This is a genomic window from Rhizobium sp. 21-4511-3d (assembly GCF_053522545.1).
Genome location: NZ_JBNWCF010000006.1, coordinates 136,639 through 161,643 on the forward strand (window position 1 = coordinate 136,639; position 25,005 = coordinate 161,643).

Consider the following 25,005-nt stretch of genomic DNA (forward strand, 5'->3'; position numbering starts at 1 on the left):
GAGCGAAGGCTCTCTACCCACGATTACGGCAATCGATCTCCGGCGTTCGGCACCATCCGGAAGCGTGCTCACAAGGCTGCTGGTAGCGTCCATTTTCCCAACCGCAGGCATCACAGAAACATGATGAATAAAGCGACATTTGTATTCGTTTATTGCACGATATGGTTCGCGATTGTCAATTTGGTCCGAAAAGATCGGTGCCATTATCCACCTGCGCAGACCACAAAACGCAACAAAGATCGGCGCGCACAAGGCCTCAGTGGTGGAACGGGAGTATATTCAATGTTACTCAAAATGCCGGAATTTCATTTTACCAACAAGCGCCGATATGCGGGCGCGACGGCGATTGCGGCCGCGCTTTTTGCGTCGGTTCTCGCCGCCCCCGCCGCAGGTCTTGCGCAGGATGCAGGCAAGCCCGTCGTGATTGCCCGCGACATGGACCTCAACTCGCTCGACCCCTCCAGGGCCTTCTGCGACACCTGTCAGATCTACCTGAGCTCGGTCTATGACCGCCTCGTCGATCTCTCGCCCGACAACAAGCTCGTGCCGTCGCTCGCCAAGGAGTGGAGCACGAGCGCCGACCAGAAGGTCATCACCTTCAAGCTCGATCCGGCCGCGAAATTTTCCGACGGTTCCGCCGTCGAGGCCAAGGACGTCAAGTGGACGCTCGAGCGCCTGAAGAACATGAAGGGCGGCATGGCCTACCTTCTCGACAACGTCACCTCGATCGAAGCCCCGGACGCCGCAACCGTCGTCGTGACGCTCTCGGCGGCAAACTCCGAATTCGTGGGATCGCTGACGGCCCCCTATGCCGGCATCATCAATTCCGATCTCGTCATGCAGCATGGCGGCGATGCTGGAGCCGATGCGAGCGCCAAGGACACCGCCGAACAGTGGCTGCTCGCCAATTCGGCAGGCGCCGGCCCCTACGTTCTGTCGAACTACAGCCCAGACCACGAACTGCGCCTGAAGCGCAACGAAAACTACTGGGCCAAGAAGCCTGCCGTCGGCGAATTCGTCTTCCTGCAGACCAAGGATGCCGTCAGCCAGACGCAGCTCCTCGAAAGCGGCAGTGCCGATATCGCCACGCAGGTCGACCCGACCACGGCGAAGAACATCACCAATCCTGATATCGTCGTCGATACCAAGCCGTCCTTCAACATGGTCTATATTGCCATCAGCCCCGGTGCCAAGAACCTGCCGCACCCGCTGAATGCCAAAATCCGCGAAGCGATTGCCAGCGCCATCGACTATGACGGCATCATCGACCTGACCGTCGACGGCAAGGGCAAGCGCCTGAGCTCACCGATCCCGACCGGCTTCCCCGGCAGCGGCACTGGCGAGGCGCCGAAATATGACGTCGAGAAGGCCAAGAAGCTGATGGCCGAAGAAGGCGTGACCGACGGCTTCACGCTCGACGCGACCTACCCGAACGTCAATCAGTACGGCGTCGACTACTCGCTGATGATGCAGAAGATCCAGCAGGATCTGGCCGAGATCAATATCAAGCTCGAGCTGAAACCGGTCGAATTCTCGGTCTGGCGCGAGAAGATCAACAGCGACGGCATTCCGCTGACCGCCGTTTTCTTCGCCCCTGACTATTACGGCTCTTCGCAATACGCCCAGTATTTCGCGATGATGGACGGCACCGTCTGGTACAAGCGCGCCGGCGGCAAGGCCGACCCGGCACTTGCCAACCCGGAAACACCGAAGATCCTGGCGGAAGCCCTATCTGCCGGTGGCGACAAGAGCGCCGAACTGTTCGGCAAGCTCGGCGAGACCATGGCCAACGACCATGTGATCGTGCCGATCGTCGCTCCCGATGCGGTGCTGGTTTCCCGCAAGGGCGTCTCCGGCCTGCGCTTCTCGGCCTGCTGCAACATCGTCCTCTCGGACATCAAGGCCGAATAAGCAACGGCTGGCCATCTGCTGCCGCTTTGCCGGAGGCCATCAGCCTCCGGCAACCAGAGCCGTCTGGCCCGGATCGAACCCTTCGCGGAAGCGCATCTTGCGCAGCCGATTGGGCAGGCGCGGCTGTAGCAGTAGAATGCCGCTTGCAGAGAAACGGTACGGCCGCCGCAGGCCCAACCCGCGGCGGATAGTAACAGGAAAGTTTCCGTCAGATGACCCGGTATGTTCTTCGAAGGCTGATCTCCATTCCCCTCTTGCTGCTCGGCGTGGCAACGGTCGCCTTCCTGCTGTCGCACTTCACCCAGGCAGACCCGCTCTCGGCTCTCGTCAGCGAGCGGCAGATGAACAATCCTGAAGTCGTCGCCGCCGCCAAGCAGCGATGGGGCCTCGACCGGAGCGTGCCCGAGCAATATGCCGTCTATATCAAGAACCTCGTTTCCGGTGATCTCGGCATCTCGTTCCGCACGCGCCGCCCGGTTCTGACCGATATCGCCGAGCGCCTGCCCGCAACGCTCGAGCTCGTCATCTTCGCCATGCTGTTCGGCACCCTCAGCGGTATCGCGCTCGGCGTCGTCGCCTCCCGGTTCCGCGACCGGCCAGCGGATTATCTGGCGCGCTTTTTCGCGCTGTTCGGCTCGACGGTCCCGGTGTTCTGGTCCGGACTGCTCTTCCTCTATCTTTTCACCGTCAAGTTCGGCGTCATTCCAGGACCGGGACGCCTCGATGCCCGCGCCGTCGCACCGGAATTCGTCACCGGCATGTACACGATCGACGCGCTGATCGCCGGCCAGTTCGCCACCTTCTTCAATGCGCTGGAACATCTCGTCCTGCCCGCCTTCGTGCTCGGCTGGTCGGTCACCGGCATCATCTCCCGCCTGGTGCGCGCCAGCATGCTCGATGCGCTCGGGCAGGACTACATTCTCGCCGCCCGGGCCAAGGGCGCTGGCGAAGCGCGCACGCTGCTGCGCCACGCGCTTCCCAACGCGATGATCCCGACGCTGACGATCATCGGTTATTCCTTCGCCTACCTGATCACCGGTGCGGTGCTCACCGAAGCGGTCTTCGCCTGGCCGGGCATCGGCTCCTATGCCGTCGATTCCGCCCGGACGCTCGATTACCCGGCGATCATCGGCGTCTCCCTCATCGGCGCATCCGCCTTCCTGCTGACGAACCTGGTCACCGACGTGGCCTATGCCTTCGCTAATCCTCGCCTGAAGTTGGGATGATCCGATGTCTCTGTCGATAAGCACCTCAACACAGCGGTTCTCGGTCATCACGACACGCCCGGTCCTGACGATCGGCCTCGCCATCGTCTTCTTCTGGGTCTTCGTCGCGCTGACGATCGATATCTGGAGCGTCTACGATCCGCTGAAGATCGTCGGCCGCAAGCTTCTGGAACCGTCTCTGCAGCATTGGCTGGGCACCGACGCGCTCGGCCGCGACGTGCTGACGCGCACGCTCTACGGTGCGCGCTATTCGATCGCCATCTCTGTCGTCGTCGTGGTCTGTTCCGTGGCCATCGGCTCGGTACTCGGCGCCATCGCCGGCTTCTTCGGCGGCTGGGTCGACGGGTTGATCATGCGTCTTGTCGACGTGACGCTCGCCTTCCCGCCGGTTCTGCTCGCCATGGCCGTCGCAGCCTCGCTTGGCCCCGGGCTGCAGAATGCCGCGATCGCGGTGATCGCCGTGTGGTGGCCGGTCTATGCCCGGCTGATGCGCGGACAGGTGCTCGATGTCATCTCGCGCGACCATATCGAGGCGGCACGCGCCGGCGGCGCCACATCCTTCCGGCTGCTCACCAAGCACATCCTGCCGCTCTCCTGGACGCCGACGATCATCAGCGCCACGATGGATTTTGGCCAAGTCGTGCTGCTCGCGGCATCGCTGAGCTTCATCGGCCTCGGCGCCCAACCGCCGAGCCCCGAATGGGGGGCGATGATCTCCGATGGCGCGGCGCATTTCTATTCCTGGTGGGTCGCCTTCGGTCCAGGCATCGCGATCCTGTCGCTCGGCCTCGGTTTCAATTTCATCGGTGACGCCCTGCGCGACATCCTCGATCCCAGGGAGCACTGATCGATGGCCAACACCGAACCATTGCTTGAAGTCAACGATCTCAAGGTAACGCTGCGCAACGGCGTCGAGATCGTCCGCGGTGTCGATTTCGTCGCCGAAGCCGGCAAGGTCGTCGGCATCGTCGGCGAGTCCGGCTCCGGCAAGTCGATCACCATGCGCGCCGTCATGGGCCTCGCCCCGGCGCAGTCGAAGGTCTCGGGCTCGATCAAGCTGCGCGGCGAGGAACTCATCGGCGCTCCCGAGCGCCGCATGCAGCGGCTGCGCGGCAGCAAGATCGGCCTCGTCTTCCAGGATCCCATGACGGCGCTGAACCCCGTCATCACCGTTGGCAAGCTGATCGCCGAGGCGGTGCGCCTCCACAATCCCGGCATGTCGGCGTCGGCCGCCAGGCAGAAGGCGATCGAGCTCCTGACGCTCGTCTCCGTCCCGCAGCCGGAGGTGCGCGCCAACCAGTATGTTCACGAGTTTTCGGGTGGCATGCGCCAGCGCGTGATGATCGCCATGGCGGTCGCCAACAATCCCGAAGTGCTGATCGCCGACGAACCGACGACGGCGCTCGACGTCACCGTGCAGGCGCAGATCCTCGAAGTCCTCAAGGACCTGCAGAAGCAATTCTCGATGGGGCTGGTGCTGATCACCCACGATCTCGGCGTCGTTGCCGGGGCGGCGGATACCGTCATCGTCATGTATGCCGGCAAGGTGATGGAGAAGGGACCGGTTCGCGAGATTTTCTACAACTCGCGCCATCCCTATACGCGCGGGCTTCTCTCCTGTCTGCCGACCATCAGCGGCAAGGAAGGCGCGCTCCAGCCGATCCCAGGCAGCCCGCCGCTGCTCAGCACCCGTCCGCAGGGCTGTCCGTTCCATCCGCGCTGTTCGATGGCAAAGGACATCTGCCGGTCGCAGGAGCCGGCGCTCCGGCAAGCCGATGGCGTCATGAGCGCCTGCCATTTCGCCGCCGAGCTTCAGACCATCGCCCCCGAGCAACCGATCCCAAGCGTGAGGCACTCATGAAGCCCGCCAGCAAACCAGAATCCGGCGCGCCCGAAACGGTCCTGACCGTTCGCGCCGTCACCAAGAACTTCCCGGTCAAGGGCGGCCTCTTCGGCTGGCAGTCCGTTCGCGAAGTCAAGGCCGTCGGCGGCGTCTCCTTCGATCTCCTGAAGGGCGAAACGCTCGGGCTCGTCGGCGAATCCGGCTGCGGGAAATCGACGCTCGGCCGTTGCCTGCTGAGGCTTGTCGAGCCCACTTCGGGCGAAGTCCGCTTCAAGGGCACCGACCTCTCGACGCTCTCGGCCGACGAGATGCGGCAGTTCCGCCGCCACCTGCAGATCGTCTTCCAGGACCCGCTCGCCTCGCTTCATCCCCGTATGCGCATCCGTGACATCATCGCCGAGCCGCTGCGCCTAATCGGCATGACCGGCAAGCCGGCACTGGAGCGGGCTGCCGAGTTGCTGGACCTTGTGCGCCTGGCGCCGGAGCACGGCGACCGTTTCCCGCATGAGCTTTCGGGCGGCCAGCGACAGCGCGTCGGGATCGCCCGTGCGCTCGCCCTCAACCCGGAAATCCTGGTGCTCGACGAACCGGTCTCGGCGCTCGACGTTTCGGTTCAGGCAGGCGTTCTCAACCTGCTCGACGAATTGCAGCAGAAGCTCGGCATTTCCTACGTGTTCATCGCCCACGATCTCGCGGTCGTTCGCCACGTCTCGGACCGCGTCGCCGTCATGTATCTCGGCCGGGTCGTCGAGATCGGCGAGGCCGCGAATATTTACGAGCGGCCGGCTCACCCCTATTCCAAGGCGCTGCTGTCAGCCGTGCCGCTGCCCGATCCCGATGTCGAGCGCGAACGCCAGCGGATCACCCTGAAGGGCGATGTGCCGAGCCCGCTGAATGTTCCCTCGGGCTGCCCGTTCAGGACGCGGTGCTGGAAGGCGCAGGACGTCTGTGCGACCGCCGTTCCCGAGCTCGCCGACATCGAGCAGGGCCATCAGGTCGCGTGCCACTTCCCCGATATCGAAGCAGACAAGGCGGTGGCGTGATGGCTGCAGGAGAAAATACGCACCCGCTGCTCCTCGGCGTCATCGCCGACGATCTGACCGGCGGCCTGGAACTTGCCTCCATGCTGGTCGCACGCGGCATCCCCACGTCGCTCTCCGTCGGCACCGGCCGGCCGGCGAAGGTGGAGATGGCGCATATCATCGCGCTCAAGTCGCGGGTCATTCCGGCCGATCAGGCCGTCCAGTCGGCCATGAGCGCCCTGGATATCCTTCTCGATCACGGTGCCCGGCAGATATTCTTCAAATATTGCGCCACCTTCGACTCCACGCCGGCAGGCAATATCGGCCCCTGCGCCGAGGCGATCATGGAGCGGCTCGGGATCGACAAGGCGCTCTTTGTTCCCGCCCTTTGCGAGACGCGCAGAACCGTCTTCCAGGGTCACATGTTCGGCGGCGCCGAGCTTCTCGGAGAATCCCCCAAGCGTTTCGATCCGCTGACGCCGATGACGGATTCGAACCTTGCCCGCGTCCTGCAGACGCAGAGCCGCCGCTCCGTCGGGCTTGTCGATTACACGGTGGTCGACAAGGGGCCGGAAGCGATCCGCGCCAGTATCCATGACCAGGCGGAACGGTCTGGGAAATCGCTGTTCATCGCCGATACGCTCTACGAGCATCATCTGGCCGCACTCGCCCGTGCCGCCGCCGACATGCGCCTGCTGACCGGCAATTCCTCGGTCGCTGCGCATCTGCCTCCGGTCTGGTTGGAACAGGGATTGGCGAGCGAGCCCTCGACGATCCGGCTCGCTGGTGTCGATGGGCCGGGCGCAGTGCTCGTCGGCAGTGTCGCGCCGCAAAGCGCTGCCCAGCTGACGGAGTTCGCGCGCAGCAATCCGGCCTGCACACTCGATATCGCCCGCGCCTATACGGGCCATGACCTCATCGCAGAGGCCCGCCAGTTCGCAGCCGCTGCGATCGCCGATGGACGCAGCTTCGCGATCAGTACCGCGCTGCCGCAGGAACGCATCGACGCTCTGCAGGCGGAGCACGGCCGCCTTGAAATCGCCGCCCGCGCCGAGGAAATCCTCTCGGAGATCGCCAAGGCGATTGTTCTGGACCTCGGCGTGCGCCGTCTTGTCGTCGCCGGCGGCGAGACATCGGGCGCCATCGTCAGGGCGCTCGGGATCAGCGACGTGCAGCCCGGCCCCTATCGCGAGCCCGGGTTCTCCCGCGCCGTCGCCACCCAGCCCTTCCCGATCGCGCTGATGCTGAAGTCCGGCAAGCTCGGCAGCCTCGACCTCTTCGCTTCGGCGCTGGACGATATGCGCCGCCCAATCGTCGAGGAACCCATTCTAACCCGCTGGCCCCCGAAAGGCTGACCCATGACTGAAACGTCCGAACACCTTCGCCAGTCGCTCGTCGACGCATCGAGAGAAGCAGAAGCGCTTCGCCTGAATGCAGGCACCTCCGGCAATATAAGCGTCAGGACGGATAAGGGCATGCTGATCACGCCGACCGGCGTTCCCTCGAAGTCGCTACGCACCGAGATGATCGTCGAGATGGATCTCGACGGCGCCTGGTCCGGCGAAATGACGCCCTCGAGCGAATGGGCGTTGCATGCCGCGGTCTACAAGGCCCGCCCGGAAGTGCAGGCGATCGTCCATGCGCATCCGGATAATTGCGTCGCGCTTTCCTGCGCCCGCGAGCCGCTTCCGGCGTTTCACTACATGATCGCCGGCTTCGGCGGCGACGATATCCGCTGCTCGAAATATGCGGCCTTCGGCTCGCCGGAGCTCGCCGGCGTCACGGTGGAGGCGATCGAGGGACGGACGGCCTGCCTGCTTGCCAACCACGGCATGGTCGCGGTCGGCGCAACGGTTGCGGAAGCCTTCGGGCGCACGGTGAAGCTGGAGACGCTGGCGCGCCAGTACATCCTCTGCCGCTCCTTCTCGCAGCCGGTGGTGCTGACGCCGGACGATCTCGTGGAGGTCAAGGAGCGCTACAAGACTTACGGCCGCCAACCCGTGCGCGCCTCGTGACCAGCCTCTTCACCAACACCCGCCCGCCAGAACTCAATCACGTCATCAAAGCGATCCGCGCCCCCGGCGCCATGACAATGCAGGGAGAATGAAATGGAGCATAGCTTGAACAACAGCCGCGACAGCGAGCTGCTTGCGCGCGCAAGCAAGGTCGTCCCGAACGGCATGTGGGGCCATATGGCAACCCGCGCGATCGGCCCCGGCTATCCGCAGTTCTTCTCGAAATCCGACGGCTGCCGCGTCTGGGACGCGGAAGGCAATGAATATATCGACTTCATGTGCGCCTGGGGTCCGAACCTCCTCGGCTACAAGAACGCCGAAGTCGATGCGGCCGCGCTCGCCGAAATCGCCAATGGCGACATCAATAACGGGCCGACGGAAAAGATGGTCGAGCTCGCCGAGCTCTTCGTCGATACGATCGATTATGCCGACTGGGCGCTCTTCCAGAAGAACGGCACCGACGCCACGACCACCTGCGTCACGATCGCCCGTGCCACGACCGGCAAGCGCAAGATCCTGGTCGCACGCGGCTCCTATCACGGAGCGGTGCCGTGGTGCTCGCCTTCGGTCGTCGGCGTCACCACCGAAGACCGCGCCCATGTCATTCTCTTCGATTACAATGATGCCACGAGCCTGGACGAAGCGGTCGCTGCAGCCGGAGACGATCTCGCCGCCATCCTGCTCACCGCCTTCCGCCACGACCTGAACCGCGATCAGGAAATGCCTGATCCGGCCTTCCTCAGGCATGCGCGCAGCATCTGCGACAAGACGGGTGCTGCCCTGATCCTCGACGACGTCCGCGCCGGCTTCCGCCTCGATGTCAGGGGCAGCTGGGCCAAGCACCGCGTCAAGCCGGATCTCGGCGCCTATTCGAAGGCGATCGCCAACGGCTGGCCGCTCGCCGCCGTCGCTGGAAGCCGCCGGATGCTGGACGGCGCCTCGAAGATCTTCACGACGGGCTCCTTCTGGTATGGCTCCGCCTCGATGGCGGCCAGCATCAAGACCATCGGCATCCTGAAGGAAACCGATGCGCTTGCTCATATCGAAGCCATGGGCGCCCGCTTCCGCGACGGGTTTGCCTCGATCGCCAAGGGACACGGCTTCGTTCTGCACCAGACGGGACCCGTCCAGATGCCGATGCTGCGCTTCCAGGACGACCCGGACCTGCGGATCGCCAACGCCTTCTGCGCCGCCGCGCTCCGCTATGGCATCTACCTGCATCCGAAGCACAACATGTTCCTTTGCAGCGCCCACCAGGCCGATGATATCGACCAGGCGCTCGAAGCCGCGGACAAGGCGATGAAGGATATTGCCCACCTGCGCGGGGCATGACGGAATCGAAACGGAGCTTGCGGCGATTGGCGCCGCAAACTCCGCTGAAATAGGCAGCGTTTAGCTAGACCGCTTGCGCTTGAGATAGGCGCCCTGCCCCCGCGTGCCGGTCGAGGATGGGCCGTCGACGATCGTCTTGCCGCGCAGGAGCACCCGGACCGGCCAGCCGCGGACATAGAGACCATCATAGGGCGTATAGTCCGCCCCATGGTGCAGGATATCGTTGGTTATCGTCACCTGCTTCTGCGGATCCCATAGCGCGATATCGGCGTCGGAGCCGATCGCGATCGTGCCCTTCTGCGGATAGAGGCCATATTGCTTCGCATGGTTGGTCGATGACAGAGCGACGAAGCGGTTGATGTCGATGCGGCCCTTGCTGACACCTTCGGAAAACAGGATGGGGAGCCGCGTTTCGACGCCTGGGATACCGTTCGGGATCCAGCGGAAATGGCGTTTGCCTTTCTCGTTCAGCTTGCCGCTCTCATCGTCATAGCGGAACGGGCAGTGGTCGGAGGAAAAGAGCTCGAACGTGCCGCTCTGCAGCCCTTCCCAGCAGGCCTCCTGGCTTTCCTTGTCGCGCGGCGGCGGCGAGCAGACGAATTTCGCGCCTTCAAGTTCGGCGGCATCGAGATCATCGGCAGTCAGAAGCAGATATTGCGGGCAGGTCTCGCCCGCCACCTTGCTGCCCCGCTTGCGGGCACGCTCGATCTCCTCCATCGCCTGCCGGTTCGAGACATGGACGATAACGATCGGCGTTCCGACGATTTCGGCGAGCGACAGGGCGCGATGCGTCGCCTCGCGCTCGGCCGCGGCCGGCCTGCTCAGTGCGTGGAATTTCGGCGCGAGCTCGCCGTTCTGCTCGTGTTTTCCGATGAGATAGCGGATCGCATCCTCATTCTCGCAGTGAACCATGACCAGCGCGCCGGATTGCCTGGCGCTATCCAGCGTATCGAGGATCTGGTCGTCCCGCAGGCGGAGGTTCTCATAGGTCATGAAAACCTTGAGCGAGGTATAGCCATCCTCGACGAGCGCCGGCAGCTCCTGGCCGAGCACGTAGGATGTCGGGTCGGTCACGACGAGATGAAACGACACGTCGATATAGCACTCGCCCTCGGCCTTCGCATGATAGGCCTTCAGCGATTCACGCAGCGTCGTGCCCTTCTCCTGCATGCAGAAGGTCAGAACCGTGGTGTTGCCGCCGAAAGCTGCCGAGAGCGTTCCGCTCGCGAAGTCGTCGGCCATGACGATGCCGTCGCCGGATGGCTGGGCGAGATGGACATGGCTGTCGATCCCGCCCGGCATCACATAGAGGCCTGAGGCATCGATGATTTCGTCCGCGCCATCAAGAGAGGCCGCAAGTACCGCGACTTTCCCGTCGCGAATGCCGACATCGCTTTGAAACGTATCGCTGGCAGTAACGACGGTGCCGTTCTTGATGATCGTGTCGAAATGCATTCAGGCAGCGCCCCTCTTCTGATCGGCGAGGATCTCGTCGAGCGCGGCAATCAGCCGGTCGACCTCACCGATGGTGTTGTAGTGAACCATGGAAACGCGCACGGCGCCGTTATATTGCGGCAGGCCGACATGATCGCCGAGGCGGCGCGCATGAAAATCGCCAAAGCGGATGGCGATCTTGTAGGCGTCCATCGCCTTGCAGATATCTTCCGAATTCCGGCCTTCGAAAACGAAGCTGATCGTCGGAATGCGCCTGCCGTTGCGGTTGGCGGTCTCGCCAATGATGCGGCAGTCGTTGCGGCTGCGCAGATAGGATAGCAGACGTTCGGTCAGCGCGTTTTCCTGCACGGTGATCGCTTCGAAGGCGGCCAGGATCTGTTCGCGCGGCGAGCCCTTCGAACCGGCTTTCGTGCCGAGTTCGCAGAGATAGTCGACAATGCCGGTCACCGCATAGGCAAGCTCATAGTTCGGATTGCCCGGCTCCAGCTTGCCCGGCACTTTGTCGCGGCCATAGAAGAAGTGGTAAAGCGGATCGAGCTCCAAGAGATGCTCGTACTTTCCGTACATCATCGCGTAATGCGGACCATAGGTCTTGTAGAAGCTGAAGACGTAGTAATCGACATCCATGGCCTGCACGTCGACGGCGCGATGCGGCGCATAGGCGACCGCGTCGACGCAGATGCGCGCCCCATGGGCGTGGACGACCTCGGCGATTTCGGCGATCGGGTTGATCGCGCCCAGAATGTTCGAGACGTGCGTCACGCAGACGAGCTTGGTCTTCTCGGTCAGCAGCGGCTTGAGCTCGGCAATATCGAGTTCGTAGGTCGTGGTATCGAGCGGCCAGAACTTGATGACGACGCCCATGTCGCGCAGCCCGTCCCAGGGGCCGATATTCGACTCGTGATCGGAGATCGTCACGATGATCTCGTCGCCTGCCGAAAGCTGGCTGCGCATCGAGCGCGCCAGATTCTGCAGAAGGACGGTCGTCGAGCTGCCGAAGACGATCTCTTCCGGCCGCGCGGCATTGACCAGATGGGTCGCCGCGATGCGGCTGTCCATCAGCGCCTTGGCCGCCTGCTGCGAAACATCGTAGCTGCCGCCGATCTGGACGTTCTTGTCGTAGAGGAACGTGTTGATCCGCTCGACGGCACGCTTGAGGATCTGCGAGCCGCCGGCATTGTCGAAAAACACCCAGCCATGATCGAGGCCGGGAAACTGGCTCCGGACGAAATCGATGTCGAGTTGGGGTTGCGTTTCCATTGGGTCCTCCGGAACCTTGTCTTTTCTTGTCAGTGGTTGAGAACGGCGCGCAGGAAGCTTCTCGTGCGTTCCTCGCGCGGATTGTCGAAAATCTCGGCGGGCGTGCCGGCCTCGACGATGCGGCCGCCATCCATGAAGATCACGCGGTCGGCGACCTGCCGGGCAAAGCCCATCTCGTGGGTGACGACGATCATGGTCACACCTGTGCCGGCAAGCTTGCGCATGACATCAAGCACTTCGCCGACCATTTCCGGGTCGAGCGCCGATGTCGGCTCGTCGAACAGCAGCACGCGCGGCTCCATGGCAAGCGCCCGGGCAATCGCTACGCGCTGCTGCTGGCCGCCGGACAGCTGCTCCGGATATTTATCGGCCTGCTCGGTGATACCGACGCGGGCAAGCAAGTCCCTTGCCTTGCGGGCCGCTTCGTCGGGCGGCGTGCCGCGCACGCGCATCGGCGCGATCATGATGTTCTTCAGGACGCTCAGATGCGGGAAGAGGTTGAACGACTGGAAGACCATGCCGACCTCGGCACGCACCCGGGCAAGGTTGCGGCCGCGCTCGACCTTGATGCCGTCGACCTCGATGCGGCTTTCGCTGGAGAAGCTTTCCAGATGATTGATGCAGCGGATCAGGGTGGATTTGCCCGAGCCCGATGGGCCAATGACGCAGACCACCTCGCCTTCGGCAATCGACAGGTCGATGCCGTGCAGCACCTGGAAGTCGCCGTAGGATTTGTCGAGCTTCTGGATGTTGACGATGGTTTTCATCTGCGCCTCCCTGCACTGAAGCGTCTTTCGAGGCGGGCGACGATGCTGACCATCGGCCAGAGGAAGGCGATATAGATGACGGCGGCGCCGATCAGCGGCGAAGGATTGGCCGTCAGCGCCTGGGCCTGGGTTGCCTGCTTGAGAAGATCCGGCATCGCCACCACGGAGGCGAGCGCAGTATCCTTCATGACGTTGATGCAGTTGTTGGTGAGCGGCGGTATGACGATCTTGACCGCCTGCGGCAGAATGATCTCGGCCATCATGTGCCGGTAGGAAAGGCCGAGCGCCTCCGATGCCTCGAACTGGCCGCGTGGAATGGCCTCGATGCCGGCGCGGAAGATCTCGGCCGTGTAAGCCGTCGAGACCAGTGTCAGCGCGCTGACTGCCGAGACGAAGGGCGAGAGCCGGATGCCGACGAATGGCAGGGCATAGTAGATGACGATCAGCAGAACGAGCAGCGGGATCGAGCGAAAGATGTCGATATAGATCTTGGCGAGCGCCTGGATCACCGGATGCCCGTAAAGACGCAGCAATGCCAGGATCAGACCGCCGATGAGGCCGCCGACGATGCTGACGAGGCCAAGCTCGAGTGTGATCCACAGGCCGGAGAGGAGCAGCGGAAAGGAACGCTCCAGCACCGCCAGATTGAAGAAGGTCGTGAAAATATCCATTGAAAAACCGATCAGCCGTTTCGGGGCGGATGACGGGCGAACCCGTCATCCGTATCCTTGACCATCCGGCCTTATTTTGCGGTAGGCATGTCTTCGACCTTCACGGTCGAGGTCGTGTCTTCGGCCTTGGCGCCGAACCAGGTTTCATGCAGCTTGGCGATGAAGCCCTCGCCCTTCAGCGTCGTGATCACGTCGTTGACCTGCTTGGCAAGCGGGTCGCCCTTGTTGAACATGATCGAATACTTTTCGCCGGTCGGAATGCGCTCGACGACTTTGATCTCCGGCTTGTCCTTGACGTAATACTGAAGCGCCGGGATATCGCTGATATAGCCGTCGATACGGCCGGCGGCGAGATCGAGCATCGCCGGCTGCAGGCCGTCGAAGCGGCGGATTTCGCCGAGGCTATACTTGGCGGTGTTGTTGGTTGCCCACATGTCGCCGGTCGAGCCGGTATCGACGCCGACGACCTTGCCGCTCATGCCCTTCAGATCCTTGATGCCGCTCGCGGCCATGACCGTCAGCGACTGGTCGCTGTCATAATAGGGCTGGGCGAAGCTGACCGATTCCAGGCGCTTCTCGGTGATGGTGATCGACGACACCGCCATGTTGATGCGGCCCGACTGAACGGCCGAGAACAGCCCGTTGAAAGGAATGTTGACGAACTCGACCGACTTGTTGAGGCGCTTGGCGACCTCGGTGACGAGATCGACCTCGAAGCCGACGGTCTTGCCGGTTTCGTCCTGGAACTCCCAAGGGACGTTACCGATATTGGCGCCGACCGAGAGATCGGCGGCATGGGCGGCGGCTCCGGCGAACGCCAGGACGCCGGAGAGCATGACAGTCTTCAAAATCGAAAAACGACGCATTTAGGTTCCCCTTGTTTTGTATTGCGCATTTTTGCTATTGGTCTAACCGGTCTGACCAGTCAGGCCAAATCAAGCACGCTCTCTTGTCATTTGCAAGCGACTGATGGATTTAAATGCTGGGACAATCCGGGTGGCCTCACCCGACACGCCGAGAGAATGGAAAGAATGCTCAACAGGACATTGGTACCGCAATCGGCGGCACGCCTGATACAGGACATGATCCAAAGTGGAGAGCTCGCCGCCGGCGAGAAGATCCCCTCCCAGCGCGAGTTTTCCACCAAGCTCGGCATCAGCCGCGCATCGCTGCGCGAGGCGCTGCTGACGCTTGAAACGCTCGGCCTCATCAAGACGGAAGCCGGCCGGGGAACCTTCGTCGCCGAGCGCGGAGGCGCCGCAAACAGCGGCATGGCGCCCTGGCGCTACTCCGACAGCTACTCGGTCTTCGATGTCTTCCAGACCCGCATCATGCTCGAAGGTAATATCGCGGCGTTGGCCGCTGGGCGGCTGACCGGCAACCAACTGCAGGCGATGGAAGCGGCGACCAAGCAGATGGAGGATTGCTGGGCGAAGCAGGATCTGCTCGCCAATGTCGAGGCCGATCTCGAATTCCACGCGATCATCGCATCGGCCTGCAGCAACGCCATGATGCGCGCCCTCTACCAGGTGGTTCGCGAACAACTGACGGAGACGCAGCGCCAGCCGATCCCGATCACCGAGCCCGCCCGCATGAAGGCCTCGATCGCCGAACACCGGCGGATCATTGCGGCCCTGCGCGACAACGATGCCGTGCGCGCCCGCCAGGAAATGGAAAACCACGTGCTCAACACTGCACGCTGCGCCGGTCTCAATCCGTAAAGCGCGCGGATACGGTTGTCTCCGCCGGGATTTCTCACTAGCATCCGGCGCGACCTCGGCTGCCGGTCCTCGGCGGCCGACATTTCCTGTTATCTGACAACGGCATACGAGCATGTCCCTCCCGCAGAACATCGGCTTTATCGGAACAGGCGCCATCACCGACGCGATGGTGCGCGGTCTTCTGATCGAGCCTGCCGCCGCGGTGCAAGCCGTAGTGTCCTCTCGCAGCACGGCGATTTCCGCCAAGCTTGCCGCCGATTTTCCGGCTGTCCGTGTCAGCGATGACAATCAGGATATCGTCGATAGCTGCGATGCTGTCGTCCTGGCCATCCGCCCACAGGTCGCCGAGGAAGTCGTACGCCCGCTTCGCTTCCGGGACGGCCAGACGGTCATCAGCGTTATCGCCGCGACAGGGCGCGACGCGCTTCTGGATTGGATCGGTGCCGATGTACGACTGACCCAGGCGATCCCCCTGCCCTTCGTCGCCAGGCGCAGCGGCGTCACCGCCGTCTACCCGCCGGATCCGCGGACGGCCGCGATCTTCAACCTGACGGGAAATGCCGTCGAGTGCGAGACCAAGCAGGAATATGATCTGCTTGCCGCAGCAAGTGCGCTGATGGCGACCTATTTCGGCATCATGCAGCAGACGACGGAATGGCTGGAGACCAAGGGACTGCCCGCCGAAAAAGGCCGCGCCTATCTCGCGCCACTCTTTGCGGGCTTGTCTGAAACGGCTGTAATTGCCGGAAGCCACGTCGACTTTCAGGAGATGAGCCGCGAATTCGCAACCGCGGGCGGGCTGAACGAGCAGGTCCTGCGCGACTTCAAGGACAAGGGTGGAGCCGCGGCGCTGACGCAGGCGCTCGATCGCGTGCTCGGCCGTATCACCGGGTGATATCCCCCGGACCCTCTACGCAATTCAAGGAGCCAAGATGTTTCCCGAACCCGGCAAGAAGTTTGCGGCATTCCTGTTCGATATGGATGGCACGATCCTGAGTTCGACGGCGGCCGCCGAGCGCGTCTGGGGCGCATGGGCGGAGCGCCATGGGCTCGATCCGGTGAAGTTTCTTCCGACGATGCACGGAAAGCGCGGCGTCGACACCATCCGTCAGCTCGGCCTGCCGGGTGTTGATCCCGAGGCGGAAGCCGAGAAGATCACGCAGGCCGAGATCGTGGATGTCGAGGGCGTCGTCGCAATCCCCGGTGCCGCCGCTTTTCTCGCCGCACTGCCGCCGGAGCGCTGGGCGATCGTCACGTCTTCGACCAAGGCGCTGGCTCTGCGCCGCCTTGCCGCTGCGGGCCTCACCGTCCCGCGCTACATGGTGACCGGCGAGGATGTTTCGGTCGGCAAGCCCAATCCGCAGGCCTATATTCTCGGCGCGGAGAAAGTCGGTGTCGCCGCCTCGCAATGCCTGGTTTTCGAAGATGTCGAAGCCGGCGTTCAGGCGGGTGCCGCGGCCGGCGCATCCGTCATGGTGATCACGGCGGCCGGCCACGATCTGCACCTCCCTGATTATCCGTCGATCAATGACTATATGTCCGTCGAACCTTCGATAGACGGCGATGGCCTGATATCGATCGTCCAAAAGAAATGACTGCCCCCGGCGGCGGCCTGCGCTATGGTCCGTGCCGATAAATCAAGAGGATAGCGAGAATGAGCGACAAGAATCCAGCCGACAATTTTCCCGCCGGATACCAGGTTCCCAAGGTCTGGACGTGGGAAAAGGGCAATGGCGGCCAGTTTGCCAATATCAACCGGCCGATCGCCGGTCCTACCCATGACAAAGAGCTTCCGGTCGGCAAGCATCCGCTGCAGCTCTATTCGCTGGCAACGCCGAACGGCGTCAAGGTGACCATCATGCTCGAAGAGCTGCTGGCGGCCGGCCACAAGGGCGCCGAGTATGACGCATGGCTGATCAAGATCGGTGACGGCGACCAGTTCGGCTCCGGCTTTGTCGAGGTCAATCCGAACTCCAAGATCCCGGCACTTCTCGACCGCTCGACGGCCGAACCGACCCGCGTCTTCGAAAGCGGCTCGATCCTGCTCTATCTCGCCCACAAGTTCGGCGCCTTCCTGCCGCAGGAACACAAGGCCCATACCGAGACAATGAACTGGCTCTTCTGGCAGATGGCCTCGGCGCCCTATCTCGGCGGCGGCTTCGGCCATTTCTATGCCTATGCGCCGATCCACATCCAGTATGCGATCGACCGCTTCTCGATGGAGGTCAAGCGCCAGCTCGACGTACTCGACCGGCATCTCGGCACCCACCGCTACATGTCGGGCGACGAATACTCAATCGCCGATATCGCCATCTGGCCGTGGTACGGCAACCTTGCCCAGGGCAAGGCCTATGGCGAAGCCGGCACCTTCCTCGAAGTCGAAAGCTACAAGAACGTGCAGCGCTGGACGGCCGAAATCGCTGCCCGCCCCGCCGTGAAGCGCGGTCGCATGGTCAACCGCGTCTTCGGAGAGCCTTCAGAGCAGCTTCGCGAGCGCCATGACGCCTCCGACTTCGAGACCAAGACCGGCGACAAGATCTCGTCCTGATTGAAGACATAACCGGCCGGAGAGGAACGTGGCAGACGCCACAGCCTCTCCGGCCGGCATCAAACCGGGTACTATTGCGGCCCGAGCCGCTCCATCTGCGGGCGCATGATGGCGCGGAAGATATCCGGATCGGCAAAGGCGCGCGCCGACAGCAAGGCGCCGTGAACCGCCGCCATCAGAATTTGCGCCTCTTCTTCTGGCGACCCCTTGAGGCGGAGCACGCCCTTCTCGACACCGGACTGTAGCACCGACGCCAGCCACTCCGAGAGGTTTGCGAAGTGCCGGCGGACCTGCGCCGCGACTTCATCCGGCAGCATCTGCATTTCGCTCGCCAGCATGGCGCAGACGCAGAAGGGCTGAGCACCATCCGTCACGCATTGCTGCCAGTAATCGAGATAGGCGCCGATCTGCGCTGCGGGATCGTCGACATGCGTTTTGATCGATTGCAGCCCCTCGCGGGCCTGGCCGACATAGCGCTCGACGAGCACCGAGACCAGATGTGCCTTGGTCGGGAAATGGTGGTGGATGCTCGCCCTGCGGATGCCTATGGCATCTGAAATATCGCCGTAGCTGAAGCCGTTATAGCCGCCTGCCACGATCAGTTTCTGCGCGTGATCGAGGATCGCGTCTGCTGTCGTCATCTGGTTCATCCCGATTACCTACCTGCTAGTAGGATGGCCAGTCAACGCTGCCATCACCCACCTGCTGAAACGATGTGTTGACATCCATAATAGGCCTACCTATTAGTAGGGAGGCGTCAACATAAGGATTTTATCATGCAAGTTCAATCGTCGGCACAGTCGAGCTGGCTGCGGTCCTATTATTACGCCCGTGCGGCCTTCTCGGTTGTCTGGGTGGGTGCAGCGATCCTGGCGGCAGGCCAGCCGGCCATCGCCGCCTTGCTGCTCGTCATCTATCCGGCCTGGGATGCGCTCGCCAATCTGATCGATGCCCGCGCCAATGGCGGCCTGGTGGCAAACAGGTCGCAGAGCCTGAACATCGCGACCAGCACGATCATGACCATCGTGGTCATCGTCGCAGTCATGAAGGACAGCTACGCGGTCCTCGCCGTCTTCGGCGTCTGGGCGATCCTGTCGGGCCTGCTGCAGCTCTATACGGGTGTCCGCCGCTGGCGTTCATACGGCGCCCAGTGGGCGATGATCCTCAGCGGCGCCCAATCGGCGCTCGCGGGTGGATTCATGATCGGCAAGTCGCTGGGCTCCATGCCGCCATCGATCCTCGACATCGCCCCCTACGCCGCCTTCGGCGCCTTCTACTTCCTCGTCTCGGCCATCTGGCTCACCGTTTCGGCCTACCGGCAGAAGGCAAGCGCTTGAGGCTGATGATGGTGCCGGCTGGAGCGCGGCACCATCATCCCTTCGGAAAATGCCGTTCGAACGAGAAGAGCGACGTCGGCAGTTTGGTGCCGCCGTCGAGGGCGAGGTCCGAAAGGATTTCGCCGATGACGCTGGTGAATTTGAAGCCGTGGCCGGAGCAGGCGGAGGAGACCACGACGTTGCGATTGCCGGGGACGAAATCGATGAGGAAGTCTTCGCTCGGCAGCATCGTGTAGCGGCAGGTCGTGGCGCGGATGCGATGCGAGGCAGCCTTGGGAAGGCGCTTTCGGGCGAAAGTGTCGAGCAGCTCGGTATCGGCGCCGTTGACGGGCGGATTGGGCAGCGTGGGGTCGATCGGCTCGCGGAAATGCGCGTGGCGGCCGATCTTCACGCCGTCGGCGCCGATCGCCGGAAAGCCGAAGAAGGAGCCGTTCTCGCCGTCGTCGCGCAGGAAGCAGGTCATCCGGCCCGGCTGGGCGATGAAGCCGTCTTCCGGCTGATACCAGGCGACGACCTGACGGATCGGCTGCGCTTTCGAGACGAGTTCCGGAACGAGTTCGGCAATCCACGCTCCCGTCGCGACGATCACCTTTCTAGCGCGGTAGCGGCCATTGGCCGAGACGACGGTGACGCCGTCCGCATCCGGCGAAATGGCCTCGACCCGTTCGCCGAAATGCAGTTCGGCGCCATCACCAGCCGCAAGCTTGAGAAAGCCCATGATCGCCGCTTCCGGGCGGATATAGCCACCCTGCGGATCGAGCAGGCCGATCTCGTCATCATCGAGCGCAAAGGCCGGATAGCGCCGTGCCATTTCGTGCTTGTCGAGCAGCTCATGCGTCAGGCCGTGCATCTTGCAGGAGGCGAGCGTGCCGCTGACGATCTTGCTGTCGGGACGGCCGATCTGGAGAACGCCCGTCACCGTCAGGATCTCTTCCCTGAGCCGCGCCTCCAGCGCCCGCCAGTTCTCATAGGCGCGCTTCAGCAGCGGCACATAGGACGGGTCCTCGAAATAGCCGAGCCGGATCAACCGGCTGTCGCCATGCGAAGAGCTTAGCGCATGCGCCGGGTAATGTGCCTCGATGCCGATCACCTTGGCGCCGCGCGAGGCGGCGAAGGCCGCGGCAGCACTGCCCATTGCGCCGAGGCCAATGATGGCAACATCGAATTCTGCGGGCATCGCTCTCGTCTCTCGCATTATTGCGCCGGCATCTGCGCGGCGATCAGGGATTTCAGTGTCTCGATATCCGCGCCGAGCGGGCGGTCATCTTCGTAATGGGCAATCACCGAACGTATGGCCGAATGGATGGCCTCGGTTCCCTTGGCGCGCGTTCCGTTCGCCGTCAGGAAATCATGTGCCTGGGCTGCCGCCATCAACTCGATCGCCAGGATATGCTCGGCATTGTCGATGATGGCCAGCAGCTTGTTTGCCGCCGCCGTCGGGTGCGCCAGAAAATCCTCCTGCAGAGCCGAGGTGATGCCGCCATCCGTTGCGGCGGGCGCGGCCAGGCGGCGGTTCTCGTTGCTGAGCGCCGCTGCGGTATATTGAGCGATCATGAAGCCGGAATGGCTGCCGGCGTCGCTGGCGAGAAAGGCCGGCAGACCGCTGACCAGCGGATTGACGAGGCGATCTGCCCGGCGTTCGCTCATTGCCGAAAGCTGGGCGAGCGCGATTGCGAGGCTGTCCGCTGCGAGAGCAAGAGCCGGAGCGACGGCATGTGCCTCGGAAGAAACGACAGGATTTTCCGGCGTCCCCGACACGGCGGGATTATCGGTAACCGAAGCCAGTTCTTGATCGGCGACCGCGCCGGTCTGCTCGAAGACATCCCAGGCAGCGCCATGGGCATGCGGCACGGCACGCAGGCTGAGTGCATCCTGCGTGCGCTTCCCGGCGGCCTTGGCGATCAAGCCGCTACCAGCAAGGCGAGTCCGCAGCCCAGCGCCGACCTTGGCGATGCCCTTGGATGGCCGCAGCGCCAGAACGGCCTCATCGAAAGCCGCCATCTGGCAGCCAACGGCCTCGAGCGTCAGACCGGCCGCTGCATCGGCCCAGGAAAGCAGACGCTCGGCGCGGCCGAGAGCGACAGAGAGCAGGCCAGTCGCACAGGCCGTTCCGTTGACGAGGCTCAGGCCTTCCTTGGCGCGTAGCACCAGGGGCTGAAGCCCGATCGCGGCAAGCGCCTCGCGTCCGGTCTTGCGCTCACCCGCGACCGTCGCATGGCCCTCGCCGATCAGCACCAGCGCGGTATGGGCATTATGGGTCAGATAGCCCGCCGATCCCTTCGAGGGCACTTCGGGGATGCAATCATGCTCGAGAAACGCGGCCAGCGTAGCGACGATCTCCGGACGGACACCCGAATGCCCATGGGCGAAATTGGCGATCTGCGCGGTGATGATGGCGCGGACTTCGCGTGGTGCCAGCAGCGGGCCAACACCGCAGGCGTGGCTCAGGATGATGTTTCTGGACAAACGGCTCTGCGATTGCCGGTCGACGACCGTATCGGAAAGCGCGCCGACGCCGGTATTGATGCCATAGGCGCGGGTTCCCGCCGCAACGATGCTTTCGACGATCGCGCTGGCATTGGCAAGCCGCGCTGCGGCTTCCTTCGAGACGGACAGCGTCTCCCCGTCCCCGACCCTGGCGACGTCCCGCCATGAAAGGCGGTCTGCAACGACGATGCTCATTGCCCGGTTCCGAAGTGACCGATGAACTGGCGGAAGGCGGGTGTTGCGCCGCTGCCGAACATATCCTCCGGCGAACCGCTGCTTTCCACCAGCCCCTCGCGCATGAAGACGACGCGGTTGGAAACGTTGCGGGCAAAGCTCATTTCATGGGTGACGACCAGCATCGTCATCCCCTCTTCGGCGAGCGCGCGCATGACGCGGAGAACTTCGCCGACCAGTTCCGGGTCGAGCGCCGAGGTCGGCTCGTCGAAGAGCATGACCTTCGGCTTCATGGCAAGCGCCCGTGCAATCGCGGCGCGCTGCTGCTGGCCACCCGAAAGATGGGCCGGATAGGCATGGCGCTTGTCGGCGATGCCGACCTTTTCCAGCAGCGCTTCGGCCTCGGCGATGCACTCCGCCCTGGGGCGCTTGAGAACGTGAACAGGTCCTTCGATGACATTCTGCAGGATGGTCATGTGGGACCAGAGATTGAAGCTCTGGAACACCATGCCGAGTTCCGAGCGGATATGATCGACCTGCTTCTGGCTCGCCGGACGCGCGCGGCCATTCTTGTGCACCATGCGGATCTGCTCGCCATCCACCCAGATCTCGCCATCGCTGGCGGTCTCCAGAAGATTGATGCAGCGCAGGAAGGTCGACTTGCCGGATCCCGAAGCGCCGAGCAGCGAGATCACATCGCCATCCTGCGCCTCCAGCGAGATACCGCGCAGAACCTCATGCGTGCCGAAGCTCTTGCGAATGTTGCGAACGGAAAGACGGGTCACACCGGGCATGGTGATTTGCTCCTTAAGCCTTGAGTGCCGGCGGCACAGCGCGGCGGTGTTTGGAGAGCGAATATTCGAGCAGGGCCATGGCCTGCAGGATGAGGAAATTCAGGACGAGATAGATCAGCGCGGCGCAGAGGAAGACCTCCATCGTCCGGTAGGTCTGCGAGATCAGGCGTTGTGCGACGCCCGTCACTTCCCAGACCGTCACGAGGCTCGCCAGCGCCGTCGATTTCATCATCAGCACGATCTCGGTCGAATAGGCCGGCAGCGCGTGGCGGAAGGCGATCGGCGCGATGATGCGGCGAACCATCAGGAAGCCGGACATGCCGATGGCGCGCGCTGCCTCGATCTCCTTCGGCGAGACGGCGCGGATGCCGCTGCGGAAGATTTCCGCGGAATATCCGGCAGTGCAGAGCGCCAGCGACAGCACCGCGCAGACGACCGGCTCGCGCAGGAACGGCCAGAGGAAGGAATAGCGGATGAAGCCGAACTGACCCAGCCCGTAGAACACCAGGAACATCTGGATCAGCAGCGGCGAGCCGCGGAACACGAAGATGTAGCCCTTGGCAAAACCGGAAAGGATCGGATTGCCGCTGACGCGCATCGAGACGATGACGAGGGCCAGCAGACCGCCGAAAAAGATCGACAGTGAAAACAGCATGAGGGTCGTCGGAACGGCCTTCAGCAGCGTGACCATCGTGGATGTGAGAAATTCGATATCCATCACGCCTGCCCCATGGCAGCCGGCGCCAGGCTGCGGTTGGCGCGCCGCTCGGCGCCGTTGAAGATCCGGTCGGACAGGCTGGTCAGCAGCAGGTAAAGCAAGCCGCCGGCGATGAAGAACAGGAAATACTGACGCGTGGAGCCGGCCGCGACCTGGCTGGTGCGCATCAGCTCCGCGAGACCGGTCACCGAAATCAGCGCCGAGTCCTTCAGGCTCAGCTGCCAGACATTGCCGAGCCCGGGAATGGCAAAGCGCAGAACCTGCGGCATGATGATCCGGCGAAGCCGCATCATGCGGTGCATGCCGATTGCCGAGGCGGCCTCGAGCTCTCCCTTGGAGATCGCCAGATATGCGCCGCGATAGACCTCGGCCTGATAGGCGCCGGAAATGATGCCGACGGCAAGGGCACCGGCTGCGAAGGACGGCAGGCCGAGAAAGCCCTCATAGCCCAGCGACCGACCGATCGCGGTGACCGCCGACGAGCCGCCGAAATAGATCAGGTAGATGATCAGAAGCTCGGGAACACCTCGGAAGACGGTCGTATAGATATTGCCGATGGTGACCAGCAGGAAATTGCCGGACAATTTCGCCGAAGCGATGATCGTGCCGAGCACTGCCCCGATCAACAGCGCCGTCGCGGTGACGGCGAGTGTCATCAGCGTCGCGACGAGGAGCAGCGCGCCCCATCCATTTTCACCAAAGCCCAGGAGTCCCAGGGTTGCCATAGGTCCGATCCCCCGTCCGTTACGGCAGCAAGACAGCAATGATGACCTCCGGCTTGCGCCGGAGGCCGCGTAGCGGCGGCGTCAGCCGCCGGCGATCATTGCGGGCTGACGTCGACCTTGAACCACTTCATCGAGAGGTTCTTGACGGTGCCGTCGGCAAGCGCCGACTTGATGGCTTCGCTGAGCTTGTCGCGCAGGTCGGTATCTTCCTTGCGCACGCCAAGTCCTTCGCCTTCGCCCCAGATGGAGCCGGCGATCTCAGGGCCGGTGAAGGCCAGCGTGTCGTTTGCGGATGCAAAGGCATTGTTGAAATAGACGGCATCGTCGAAGCCGAGGTCGATACGGCCGTTCTGCAGGTCGAGATCGCGATCGGCGCCGGTCTTGTATTCACGGACTTCGGCGATCGAACCGAAATTGTCATAGACGAACTTGGCATAGACGGTTGCCGCCTGGATGCCGATCGTCTTGCCCTTGAAGGCTTCCTTGAGGGCTTCGATTTCCTTCACGCCGGTCTGGCCGGGCGTCATCTTGATCACGGCGCCGGTTCCGGCCGCGTTGGCAAGGGGGCTGTCCTTGGCCGTTGCGAAGGCTGCGGGCGTCGCAGCATAGGGAACGGTGAAATCAATGATCTTCTTGCGCTCGTCGGTGATCGAGAGGGCATCCATGATCACGTCGAACTTGCCGGCGTTCAGCGCCGGGATCATGCCGTCCCAATCGGAAGCAACCAGCTTGCACTCGATTTTGGCGCGTTCGCAAAGCACCTTGGCAAGCTCCGGCTCGAAGCCGCCGAGCGTGCCGTCTGCATTGGTCATGTTCCAGGGGGCGTAAGCGCCCTCAAGCGTAATGGTCGCCGTCTTCCAGTCCTTTGCCATGACCGGAGCGGAGAGCGCTGCCGCGATGGCCGCACCCGCAAGAATGGTATGATGGAATTTCATTGTGTTACTCCTCTGAAGCTCGCTTTGACTTGTCGTCACCCACCGATCTTCGCCGGCTTGCCTC

25 protein-coding genes are annotated in these 25,005 nt (G+C 63.1%); 13 read left to right on the top strand and 12 right to left on the bottom strand.

Annotated features, from left to right (window positions below; genetic code table 11):
• The first annotated feature begins 282 nt into the window (after positions 1 to 282).
• From ACQZ5H_RS15040 to ACQZ5H_RS15075, 8 genes are all read left to right on the top strand, one after another.
• The gene (locus ACQZ5H_RS15040; protein WP_449098194.1) at positions 283 to 1,911 is read left to right on the top strand and encodes an ABC transporter substrate-binding protein; all 1,629 of its coding nucleotides are present in this window, start codon (positions 283 to 285) and stop codon (positions 1,909 to 1,911) included.
• Positions 1,912 to 2,123: 212 nt separating this feature from the next.
• Positions 2,124 to 3,137: an ABC transporter permease gene (locus ACQZ5H_RS15045; protein WP_112711111.1), complete on the top strand. Its 1,014-nt coding sequence runs from the start codon at positions 2,124 to 2,126 to the stop codon at positions 3,135 to 3,137.
• Between the two features lie 4 nt (positions 3,138 to 3,141).
• On the top strand, positions 3,142 to 3,984 hold the full coding sequence (locus tag ACQZ5H_RS15050) for an ABC transporter permease (RefSeq protein WP_112711112.1): 843 nt from the start codon (positions 3,142 to 3,144) through the stop codon (positions 3,982 to 3,984).
• Between the two features lie 3 nt (positions 3,985 to 3,987).
• Positions 3,988 to 4,998 (top strand): ABC transporter ATP-binding protein, encoded by a 1,011-nt coding sequence (locus ACQZ5H_RS15055; protein WP_449098195.1) that lies wholly within the window; start codon positions 3,988 to 3,990, stop codon positions 4,996 to 4,998.
• Positions 4,995 to 6,023 carry an ABC transporter ATP-binding protein gene (locus ACQZ5H_RS15060; protein WP_449098196.1) on the top strand — a complete coding sequence of 343 codons (1,029 nt, stop codon included), beginning with the start codon at positions 4,995 to 4,997 and terminating at the stop codon, positions 6,021 to 6,023. The genes ACQZ5H_RS15055 and ACQZ5H_RS15060 overlap by 4 nt, the downstream gene beginning before the upstream one ends.
• A complete protein-coding gene (otnK, locus tag ACQZ5H_RS15065) occupies positions 6,023 to 7,357 on the top strand; it encodes a 3-oxo-tetronate kinase (RefSeq protein ID WP_449098197.1) in 1,335 nt (444 codons plus the stop codon). Before ACQZ5H_RS15060 ends, otnK begins: the two co-directional genes overlap by 1 nt.
• Positions 7,358 to 7,360: 3 nt before the next feature.
• The gene (locus ACQZ5H_RS15070) at positions 7,361 to 8,017 is read left to right on the top strand and encodes a class II aldolase/adducin family protein (RefSeq protein ID WP_449098198.1); all 657 of its coding nucleotides are present in this window, start codon (positions 7,361 to 7,363) and stop codon (positions 8,015 to 8,017) included.
• Between the two features lie 93 nt (positions 8,018 to 8,110).
• Positions 8,111 to 9,349: an aminotransferase class III-fold pyridoxal phosphate-dependent enzyme gene (locus ACQZ5H_RS15075; protein WP_449098199.1), complete on the top strand. Its 1,239-nt coding sequence runs from the start codon at positions 8,111 to 8,113 to the stop codon at positions 9,347 to 9,349.
• A 60-nt stretch (positions 9,350 to 9,409) separates the two neighbouring features.
• Here the strand turns inward: ACQZ5H_RS15075 and hydA are convergent, their stop codons facing one another.
• The 5 genes from hydA to ACQZ5H_RS15100 all read right to left on the bottom strand — a co-directional run bounded on the left by hydA (position 9,410) and on the right by ACQZ5H_RS15100 (position 14,368).
• Positions 9,410 to 10,804: a dihydropyrimidinase gene (gene hydA / locus ACQZ5H_RS15080; protein WP_449098200.1), complete on the bottom strand. Its 1,395-nt coding sequence runs from the start codon at positions 10,802 to 10,804 to the stop codon at positions 9,410 to 9,412.
• Positions 10,805 to 12,064 (bottom strand): cysteine desulfurase-like protein, encoded by a 1,260-nt coding sequence (locus ACQZ5H_RS15085; RefSeq protein ID WP_449098201.1) that lies wholly within the window; start codon positions 12,062 to 12,064, stop codon positions 10,805 to 10,807.
• A gap of 29 nt (positions 12,065 to 12,093) precedes the next feature.
• On the bottom strand, positions 12,094 to 12,831 hold the full coding sequence (locus tag ACQZ5H_RS15090; protein ID WP_210341133.1) for an amino acid ABC transporter ATP-binding protein: 738 nt from the start codon (positions 12,829 to 12,831) through the stop codon (positions 12,094 to 12,096).
• On the bottom strand, positions 12,828 to 13,502 hold the full coding sequence (locus ACQZ5H_RS15095) for an amino acid ABC transporter permease (protein ID WP_449098202.1): 675 nt from the start codon (positions 13,500 to 13,502) through the stop codon (positions 12,828 to 12,830). Before ACQZ5H_RS15095 ends, ACQZ5H_RS15090 begins: the two co-directional genes overlap by 4 nt.
• A gap of 71 nt (positions 13,503 to 13,573) precedes the next feature.
• Positions 13,574 to 14,368 (bottom strand): transporter substrate-binding domain-containing protein, encoded by a 795-nt coding sequence (locus tag ACQZ5H_RS15100; protein WP_449098203.1) that lies wholly within the window; start codon positions 14,366 to 14,368, stop codon positions 13,574 to 13,576.
• 165 nt (positions 14,369 to 14,533) lie between these two features.
• Here ACQZ5H_RS15100 and ACQZ5H_RS15105 point away from each other — a divergent pair, with 165 nt between their 5' ends.
• From ACQZ5H_RS15105 to yghU, 4 genes are all read left to right on the top strand, one after another.
• Positions 14,534 to 15,223 (top strand): FadR/GntR family transcriptional regulator, encoded by a 690-nt coding sequence (locus ACQZ5H_RS15105; RefSeq protein ID WP_112711123.1) that lies wholly within the window; start codon positions 14,534 to 14,536, stop codon positions 15,221 to 15,223.
• A gap of 112 nt (positions 15,224 to 15,335) precedes the next feature.
• A complete protein-coding gene (locus ACQZ5H_RS15110) occupies positions 15,336 to 16,118 on the top strand; it encodes a pyrroline-5-carboxylate reductase (RefSeq protein WP_449098204.1) in 783 nt (260 codons plus the stop codon).
• A gap of 37 nt (positions 16,119 to 16,155) precedes the next feature.
• Positions 16,156 to 16,818 carry an HAD-IA family hydrolase gene (locus ACQZ5H_RS15115; protein WP_449098205.1) on the top strand — a complete coding sequence of 221 codons (663 nt, stop codon included), beginning with the start codon at positions 16,156 to 16,158 and terminating at the stop codon, positions 16,816 to 16,818.
• 59 nt (positions 16,819 to 16,877) lie between these two features.
• Entirely contained in the window at positions 16,878 to 17,771 is an 894-nt protein-coding gene (gene yghU / locus ACQZ5H_RS15120; protein WP_449098206.1) for a glutathione-dependent disulfide-bond oxidoreductase, read from the top strand.
• 71 nt (positions 17,772 to 17,842) lie between these two features.
• Here yghU and ACQZ5H_RS15125 read toward each other — a convergent pair whose 3' ends face one another.
• The gene (locus ACQZ5H_RS15125; RefSeq protein ID WP_449098207.1) at positions 17,843 to 18,421 is read right to left on the bottom strand and encodes a TetR/AcrR family transcriptional regulator; all 579 of its coding nucleotides are present in this window, start codon (positions 18,419 to 18,421) and stop codon (positions 17,843 to 17,845) included.
• 126 nt (positions 18,422 to 18,547) lie between these two features.
• Between ACQZ5H_RS15125 and ACQZ5H_RS15130 the strand changes: the two genes are divergently transcribed.
• Positions 18,548 to 19,108, top strand: coding sequence for a DUF308 domain-containing protein (locus ACQZ5H_RS15130; protein ID WP_449098208.1), 561 nt, complete (start codon positions 18,548 to 18,550; stop codon positions 19,106 to 19,108).
• A gap of 34 nt (positions 19,109 to 19,142) precedes the next feature.
• Here the strand turns inward: ACQZ5H_RS15130 and solA are convergent, their stop codons facing one another.
• From solA to ACQZ5H_RS15160, 6 genes are all read right to left on the bottom strand, one after another.
• Positions 19,143 to 20,285 (bottom strand): N-methyl-L-tryptophan oxidase, encoded by a 1,143-nt coding sequence (gene solA, locus ACQZ5H_RS15135; protein ID WP_449098209.1) that lies wholly within the window; start codon positions 20,283 to 20,285, stop codon positions 19,143 to 19,145.
• 17 nt (positions 20,286 to 20,302) lie between these two features.
• Positions 20,303 to 21,790: an HAL/PAL/TAL family ammonia-lyase gene (locus tag ACQZ5H_RS15140; RefSeq protein WP_449098210.1), complete on the bottom strand. Its 1,488-nt coding sequence runs from the start codon at positions 21,788 to 21,790 to the stop codon at positions 20,303 to 20,305.
• Positions 21,787 to 22,563 (bottom strand): ABC transporter ATP-binding protein, encoded by a 777-nt coding sequence (locus ACQZ5H_RS15145; RefSeq protein ID WP_449098211.1) that lies wholly within the window; start codon positions 22,561 to 22,563, stop codon positions 21,787 to 21,789. Before ACQZ5H_RS15145 ends, ACQZ5H_RS15140 begins: the two co-directional genes overlap by 4 nt.
• A 13-nt stretch (positions 22,564 to 22,576) precedes the next feature.
• On the bottom strand, positions 22,577 to 23,281 hold the full coding sequence (locus ACQZ5H_RS15150) for an ABC transporter permease (RefSeq protein WP_449098212.1): 705 nt from the start codon (positions 23,279 to 23,281) through the stop codon (positions 22,577 to 22,579).
• Positions 23,281 to 24,006 carry an ABC transporter permease gene (locus ACQZ5H_RS15155; RefSeq protein WP_112711133.1) on the bottom strand — a complete coding sequence of 242 codons (726 nt, stop codon included), beginning with the start codon at positions 24,004 to 24,006 and terminating at the stop codon, positions 23,281 to 23,283. Before ACQZ5H_RS15155 ends, ACQZ5H_RS15150 begins: the two co-directional genes overlap by 1 nt.
• Positions 24,007 to 24,101: 95 nt before the next feature.
• Positions 24,102 to 24,941 carry a transporter substrate-binding domain-containing protein gene (locus ACQZ5H_RS15160; RefSeq protein WP_112711134.1) on the bottom strand — a complete coding sequence of 280 codons (840 nt, stop codon included), beginning with the start codon at positions 24,939 to 24,941 and terminating at the stop codon, positions 24,102 to 24,104.
• Positions 24,942 to 25,005: the final 64 nt, after the last annotated feature.